The following is a 7001-nucleotide window of genomic DNA, read 5'->3' as shown; positions in this document are numbered from 1 at the left end:
TCTTTTATTTTCTGTGCTTTAGTGCGCGGCAGTTGATGGAAAAACCGCTGCAATTCGTCAATGGGCAGCGTTTCCAGAATGTAACGTGACTCATCCACCGACAACACGCGGACAATATAACTTTGATAGGGAAAGCTTAATTCGCCGAACACATTGGCTCGGCGCACGGCACCTTCAATCTGGTTAAAACAGAACACCACATCGCTTTTGGAAAAGCGTTCGAAAATTTCCACCATGTCCATTTCATGCAGTTTGGCCAAAATGGCGCGGATCGCGTCCGCATCTTTAGCCTGAATAAGGGGTTGCAACTCACGAATCCGTTCCAACGGATCATGCGACACAGGCCTGGCTGTTGTGATCATAGTTCGCTTCCTGATTTCACTGCACCCGAGTGTTCGGTAATTTAATCGATACACAACCAGGACACAGAATGGGGTTTACATTTACATAAAAAGCCGTCAGAATTCGCCCGAGATTGAACGAAAGTATCCGCTTGAAATAAGCGAGTCTCATCGACCAAAACCGCTCGATATCGGGTTCACACCCACGCACATCACCTTTCTGAGGATCGTCTTTATGAACATTGGTTTTATTTTCGAAGACTGGAACACCATCACCCCCTCCAAAAACTCCACCCTGCGCATTATCAAAGAATGCCTGGAGCGCGGTCACAAGGTGTCCATTCTCTATCCCAGCAATCTTACGGTACGCAACAACGTCACTTACGGTTACGTCAAGCGCATTCTGCCGATGGACAAGATCCCCGACAATATTCTGCATTTTTACAAGCGCGTGCAGTTCGAACAGAAGATGATGCCGCTGCACGGCTTGGATGCCATCATGGTGCGGCGCGACCCGCCGATTGATGCCATGGTGTACAACTTTCTGGACTCGGTGAAATACGAAGCCGTCATCCTCAACGACATTGACGGCATTCGCAAAGCCAATAACAAGCTTTACACCACCACCTTCAACGATCCAAACAACAGTTTTCTACCGATTACCCACGTTTCCAAGAACAAGGATTACATTCGTCAGATGATTGACGAAATGCCCGGCGACAAGGTCATTCTCAAACCCTTAAACGCTTCCGGCGGTCACGGCGTCATCGTGCTGGAAAAATATGCCCAGAGCAGTATTAACTCCATTCTCGACTTTTACATCCACACTCAGGAAAAAAGCTACGTCATTGTGCAGGAGTATATCGAAGGGGCGGAAGAAGGCGATGTGCGTGTGCTGATGCTCAACGGCAAATTCATCGGCGCTTACAATCGCAAACCACCAGAGGGCGACGTCCGCGCCAATATTCAGATCGGTGGCACCGCTCACAAATACACCATGACCGAATCGCAAAAGGCCATCTGCCGCAAAATCGGTCCCAAACTGGCGGCTGACGGTCTCTATTTTGTCGGCGTAGACATGATTGGCGACAAGATTCTGGAAGTGAACGTTCTCAACCCCGGTGGCATCACCAATATCAATGCGCTCAATAAACTCAAGCTGCACAAGAATGTGGTGGACTTCATTGAAGAAAAGGTGCTGGAAAAAGAAGAAAAGCGTGCCGAACAGGAATTTCTGCTCAAACGTCTTAGCGAATTCCGCCAGTCCGACAAGCGCTGATCCAGCTTCCCGCCTTTCACCAGGCCTGGCGAAATCGACCAGGCCTGGTGAATTCCCTCTTGAAGTCAAGCCTTAAAACAATCGCCTAAAACAGACTCAAATGCAGGTGGGAAATAATCAACGTCACCCACACCAGCAGCACCAGTCCCATCATCACAAACACGGCGGCCGAGCCGATGTCTTTCGCCAGGCCTGACAGTTCATGCCATTCTTGACCATGACGATCCACTACCATTTCCACGGCGGTGTTCAGCAACTCCACCACCAACAGCAGAATCACCGACCCGATCAACAAAATAAATTCCACCGCATTGTGCGACAACCACATGGCAATCGGCGTCAGTACCGCCAGCAGCAACAGTTCTTGGCGAAACGCCGCTTCGTTTTGATAGCACGCTTTAATGCCCTGCCAGGAATAGCCGGCGGCTTTTACAATTCGAACCAATCCTCTATGACCGGGTTTCATTCAATGCGACCTTTTTTCGTTTTCTGTGTTGGTCTGATGGTTGATCTCCACCCATTGCAGCAGCTTCATCTCACCGGCTTGAGTCTCGACAATGGCGGTACAGGATTCCACCCAATCGCCACAGTTCAAATAGTCGATACCATTGATTTCACGAATTTCAGGATGGTGAATGTGGCCGCAAATCACCCCTTTATAGCCTTGCTTTTTACAGTCGGCCACCACCGCTTCTTCGTAGGCGGAAATAAACGACACCGCCGATTTCACTTTCTGCTTGATATAAGACGACAGCGACCAGTACCCCAGACCCAAACGATTGCGCAAGCGATTAAAATGCCGATTCAATACCACCAGGCTTTCGTAGCCCCAGTCACCGATGAACGCCAACCATTTCTGAGTTTGAATCACACTGTCGTATTTATCGCCGTGTACCACCATTAACCGATCTCCCGAAATGGTGGTGTGAACGGCTTCATCTGTGAGCCGGATATGGCCAAAATCCACGCCCGAATAACGGCGCAGAAAATCGTCGTGATTGCCTGTGACAAACACCACTTCGGTGCCGCGCTTGGCTTTGGTGAGAATGCGACGAATCACATTAGTGTGTTCCTGCGGCCAATAAATGCGTTTTTTTAATCGCCAGCCGTCAATAATATCGCCGACCAGATAGAGTTTTTCACACTGGTTGTACTTGAGGAACTCCGATAAAAATTCCGCTTTCGCGCCTTTCGAACCCAGGTGCACATCGGAAATAAAAATGCTGCGATAGTGAGACATCTGATGATTGTTTTCCGCCACAATCAAATCATCCGCCTCAATTGACTCCATCCAATCCGGCAGGCTGGTCACAGGCCATCTCTCCATAATGTCAGATTCATCGTCATATTCATCAAAACAGTCGTCGTTTAAGAATTTCGCGCCAGTTTAAGAGCCGCAGTTGATGGTCAGGTGACGCTTTAATGACATTTGAATGACGCAAACCTCGCCAGCGTCATATTAAGTTCACATACGAATTTCCCAAAACGGATACATTTACCGAATCATCTTTGACCAACCCGACCGCAGATTCACGGTTATTCGATTCATAAATGCGTGCCGAGATTGCGCAGAACAGGTCATAAATAACACGCGATTAAGAACACACTAGTATGAAGCCAAACTCTTCTAATGAGCTGACACGAAATATGATCAACCCTGCACCCGCACCTGGCGACATCCAACGACTGTCATTGGTGACTGACGCCTGGCACCCGCAAGTCAACGGCGTGGTCACCACCCTGTCGCAACTGGTGGATCAGCTCCAACGGCAACAGATTGAAGTGGACGTCATTCACCCCAACGACTACCAAAGCGTGCCCTTGCCAACCTATCCGGAAATACCACTGGTGTGGCGGGCCAAGGGGCTTCGTAAGCGCCTTCTTGACTTCAAACCCAATGCCATCCACATCGCCACCGAAGGCCTGCTTGGCTGGAAGGCGCGACGCATCGCGCTGCAACATCGTCTGCCGTTTACCACCGCCTACCACACTAAATACCCGGAATACATTCACGAACGTTTCCCCATTCCACAGCGCTGGATTTACGCGCTGATGCGACGATTTCACCGTCCGGCACACCATACATTTGTGCCTGGTGAGTCCATCCTGCAGGAGTTGCAACTACAGAATTTTCAACACCTGGTATTGATGACGCGCGGTGTGAATACCGATATTTTCCATCCGAACGCGGCCACCCAATCGGACGCTTCCAAGCCGCCCGTGTATCTCTATGTCGGGCGTATCGCCCCGGAAAAGAACCTCTCCGCCTTTCTCGATCTCAATTTACCGGGACATAAAGTGGTGGTGGGCAAAGGGCCAGACCTGGCAAAATTACAGGAAGCCTATCCAGAGGTTGAATTCACCGGCCCCAAATACGATCACGAGCTGGCGGCCTACTACGCCGATGCGAAGGTGTTTGTGTTTCCTTCCCGCACCGATACCTTTGGCGTGGTGAATCTTGAGGCCATTGCCTGCGGCACGCCAGTGGCGGCTTTTCCAGTCACCGGCCCGAAAGACATTATCACCCCAGGGTTAAACGGTATATTAAGCGAAGATCTCCAAGCCGCCATTTTGGAAGCCGCCAAACTCAAGCCCCATGCCCAACAAATCGCCGCGTCCATCCCACAATACACTTGGGAGGGTGCCGCGCAACAATTCATCCAGCACCTAGCGTATATCCCCCAGTCAAACTCGCCCGAAAAAGCGCCTAAACAAACTCAAAATCTCGTAAGATAAGGCTTTTTCAGCGAAACACGAGAGGCACAGATGCCCAAAAACAAAGCCCTGTTATTTCTGCTCCTGGCTTGGCTTATGATAAGCGTGGGACTATTACTGGGTTGCTTGCTGGAATCGCTCTGGTTTGCCCGCTTCGGCAGCTTGGTGGTACTGTTTTCCGTTATGAGCGAATACAGCTTGCTGCAAGTTGAGCTACGCACCCTTTACGGCCGCCTTGATCAAATCAACGCCGAAGACGACATTCCCGACCTGAGTCCGTCGAAATGGCACCGCAAAAAATTCCGCATGACCCACATCACCTTGATTCTCGGCACCTTGATTTGGGGGTTCGGCGATTTACTGCTTCCCTTTTGACCCAACCTCAAACCGTCAAAAAGGTGTCAAAAAGCGGTCATTTTTTCACACACCTGACACCTCTAAAATAGCGGCTTTGCTGTCATTTAACAGGGGTGTTTACAGATGAAAGTGTGCCTTTTTACCGATACACTGGGCGATTTAAACGGGGTGTCGCGTTTTATTCAAGACATGGGTGAGCAGGCCGCACACCACTCTGACGAAGCCTTTGAACTGCAGATCGTCACCGCCACCGCCAAGCCGATTCCGGACGCCCACTACATTCACAACCTGCCACGCCACTTTCGCCTGCCAATGCCTTTTTATCAGGAATTGGATTTGGTACTGCCCAACACAAACGCTTTGCGCGCATTTTTAATGGAACAACAACCGGATCAGGTGCATATTTCCACCCCGGGGCCCTTTGGCTGGGCCGCCAAACGCCAAGCGGAAAAACTGGGGTTGCCATTGTTCGGCACCTATCACACCGATTTTCCGGCTTATTTATGGGATCTGACCCGATCCCACTGGGTGAAAAAACAAACCGACCGCACCATGGCGAAATTCTACCGCCCCTTCCGCCATGTGTTTTCCCGTTCAGACACCTATCTGGACATTATGGAAAACGACATCCGCTTGAAAGAAGCACAAATTTCAACCCTGTTTCCCGGCACCAATTTACAGAAGTTTCACCCCAGCCACAAAAATCGCCAGGCCTGGTCAAATCTCGAGTTATCCCCCGAACGCTTAAAAGTGCTGTATGTCGGGCGCATCAATATCGAAAAAAATCTGCCGTTTTTGCTGGAGGTTTGGCAAAACCTGATGACCAAACATCCAGACTTGCCGGCTGACCTGATCTTGGTCGGTGAAGGTCGTTTTCGCAAATGGGCACCCAAGATGCAACCGCATCACGTTCATTTCCTTGGACCGATACGCGACCAAGCCTTGCTTTCAACCCTTTACGCCTCGTCTGATCTGTTTGTGTTTCCCTCCACCACCGACACCCTCGGGCAGGTGATAATGGAAGCGCAAGCCAGTGGGCTAGGGTGTCTGGTGTCCGATGTTGGCGGACCGCAAACCCTGATTCATCCGGAAAAAAGCGGACGCATACTGCCCGCCGACAATCACCAGGCCTGGCAAAATACCCTCTACGACCTTTTGAGTGATGCACGTTTACGACACGAGTGGGCGCAGAATAGTCGCCCGAATATCGAACACTATGATATTGTTCACTCATTCAAACAATTTCGCGCCCTGCACCGGCAACACCACTTAAACACACCAAGCCCCCATGCCCCAGAAAACACCCGCGACACCGCCGACACCCGATAAACAGCAACTCAAAGGCGAAGCCTACACGCTGGTGTTGTCGGTACTGGAAGCGCATTTTCCCATCTTTGCTTTTTTTACCGTGGCGGCGCTTGGCAGCCTGCACGCCTATTTTTACAGCCTGACCATTGCCGGGCTTTGCCTGCTGATCTGGTTTGCCCTGCGCCGTAAATGGAGCGACCTTAAACGCACCGACGCTTATCAGGATCTGGCGCTCACCAGCCTGTTTCTCACCACGTTTTTCGGTCTGGCCTTTCTGGCATTGCAGACCACATCACCCAGCCATGTGGCGATTATTCTGTTTATGCAGGTGTTGTTCAGCTACCTTTACCATGGCCGGCGTCCCGGCGAAACACTCGATCGCCGCCACCTTATCGGCGTGATTCTAATGACCACCGGCGCGGTGATTATCTTATTTCCCGACAACCTCTCCCTCGCGCCGGGAGACGGTCTGGCTCTCTTGGCCGCCGCCATTGCGCCGATTGGCAATCTGTTTCAAAAACGCGCCCGCACACGCGTCTCGGCGGAAACCATTCTCACCCTGCGCACCCTCATTGCGCTGCCGTTTGTGTATTTATTGGCGGTCTTATTTGAAACCACGCCCGACTGGTCGGCGGTTGAAGCGCAATGGTTGTGGTTATTTTTAACCGGATTTCTGGTATTTTTCATTTCCAAGCTTTTCTGGGTAGAAGCCTTGCATCGACTGCCCATCACCAAAGTCAATGCACTCTTCGCTTTCTCGCCACTGATGACCATCGGGTTGGCGTATCTGTATCTAAACGATCCACCCACCGCCTCACAGATTTTCGGCGCCCTGCCCATTATGATCGGCAGCTACTTCATCACGCAAAAACCCAATAAAGCAAAGCCGCCACCTAGCCCGAGTGTTTCATGAATTTGTGCTGAGATTGCGCAGAGCATTGGTTTTACAAGGAAATTTTCGAAGAAGTGTCGTATCCACGATTACGACCGACTGAGAAAAT

At 50.8% G+C, this 7001-nt stretch carries 8 protein-coding genes; 5 read left to right on the top strand and 3 right to left on the bottom strand.

The window, feature by feature from the left end:
• The coding region (locus ACP5D0_RS05765; protein ID WP_472364707.1) for a magnesium transporter MgtE N-terminal domain-containing protein at positions 1-362 on the bottom strand (362 nt) is incomplete at its 3' end.
• Between the two features lie 214 nt (positions 363-576).
• On the opposite strand from ACP5D0_RS05765, the gene gshB reads away from it, so the two are divergent.
• Positions 577-1620 carry a glutathione synthase gene (gene gshB / locus ACP5D0_RS05760; RefSeq protein ID WP_472364706.1) on the top strand — a complete coding sequence of 348 codons (1044 nt, stop codon included), beginning with the start codon at positions 577-579 and terminating at the stop codon, positions 1618-1620.
• A gap of 85 nt (positions 1621-1705) precedes the next feature.
• Here gshB and ACP5D0_RS05755 read toward each other — a convergent pair whose 3' ends face one another.
• Complete coding sequence (locus ACP5D0_RS05755; RefSeq protein WP_472364705.1) at positions 1706-2086, bottom strand: diacylglycerol kinase; 381 nt, start codon at positions 2084-2086, stop codon at positions 1706-1708.
• The gene (locus tag ACP5D0_RS05750; protein WP_472364704.1) at positions 2087-2947 is read right to left on the bottom strand and encodes a UDP-2,3-diacylglucosamine diphosphatase; all 861 of its coding nucleotides are present in this window, start codon (positions 2945-2947) and stop codon (positions 2087-2089) included.
• A 320-nt stretch (positions 2948-3267) separates the two neighbouring features.
• Here ACP5D0_RS05750 and ACP5D0_RS05745 point away from each other — a divergent pair, with 320 nt between their 5' ends.
• The 4 genes from ACP5D0_RS05745 to ACP5D0_RS05730 all read left to right on the top strand — a co-directional run bounded on the left by ACP5D0_RS05745 (position 3268) and on the right by ACP5D0_RS05730 (position 6913).
• Positions 3268-4356 (top strand): glycosyltransferase family 4 protein, encoded by a 1089-nt coding sequence (locus ACP5D0_RS05745; protein ID WP_472364703.1) that lies wholly within the window; start codon positions 3268-3270, stop codon positions 4354-4356.
• 75 nt (positions 4357-4431) lie between these two features.
• Complete coding sequence (locus tag ACP5D0_RS05740) at positions 4432-4710, top strand: hypothetical protein (protein WP_472364702.1); 279 nt, start codon at positions 4432-4434, stop codon at positions 4708-4710.
• A gap of 105 nt (positions 4711-4815) precedes the next feature.
• The gene (locus ACP5D0_RS05735) at positions 4816-6021 is read left to right on the top strand and encodes a glycosyltransferase (RefSeq protein WP_472364701.1); all 1206 of its coding nucleotides are present in this window, start codon (positions 4816-4818) and stop codon (positions 6019-6021) included.
• Entirely contained in the window at positions 5981-6913 is a 933-nt protein-coding gene (locus ACP5D0_RS05730; RefSeq protein ID WP_472364700.1) for a DMT family transporter, read from the top strand. The genes ACP5D0_RS05735 and ACP5D0_RS05730 overlap by 41 nt, the downstream gene beginning before the upstream one ends.
• Positions 6914-7001: the final 88 nt, after the last annotated feature.

Origin of the sequence: Hydrogenovibrio sp. (genome assembly GCF_049975065.1) — a bacterium.
Classification (GTDB): domain Bacteria; phylum Pseudomonadota; class Gammaproteobacteria; order Thiomicrospirales; family Thiomicrospiraceae; genus Hydrogenovibrio.
This window is presented reverse-complemented; position numbering and strand designations above follow the sequence as displayed.

Excerpts from the sequence above, each read along its gene's own strand:
- gshB (WP_472364706.1), top strand. The coding sequence starts at position 577 with ATGAACATTGGTTTTATTTTCGAAGACTGGAACACCATCACCCCCTCC.
- ACP5D0_RS05755 (WP_472364705.1), bottom strand. The coding sequence starts at position 2,086 with ATGAAACCCGGTCATAGAGGATTGGTTCGAATTGTAAAAGCCGCCGGC.
- ACP5D0_RS05750 (WP_472364704.1), bottom strand. The coding sequence starts at position 2,947 with ATGGAGAGATGGCCTGTGACCAGCCTGCCGGATTGGATGGAGTCAATT.
- ACP5D0_RS05745 (WP_472364703.1), top strand. The coding sequence starts at position 3,268 with ATGATCAACCCTGCACCCGCACCTGGCGACATCCAACGACTGTCATTG.
- ACP5D0_RS05740 (WP_472364702.1), top strand. The coding sequence starts at position 4,432 with ATGATAAGCGTGGGACTATTACTGGGTTGCTTGCTGGAATCGCTCTGG.
- ACP5D0_RS05735 (WP_472364701.1), top strand. The coding sequence starts at position 4,816 with ATGAAAGTGTGCCTTTTTACCGATACACTGGGCGATTTAAACGGGGTG.
- ACP5D0_RS05730 (WP_472364700.1), top strand. The coding sequence starts at position 5,981 with ATGCCCCAGAAAACACCCGCGACACCGCCGACACCCGATAAACAGCAA.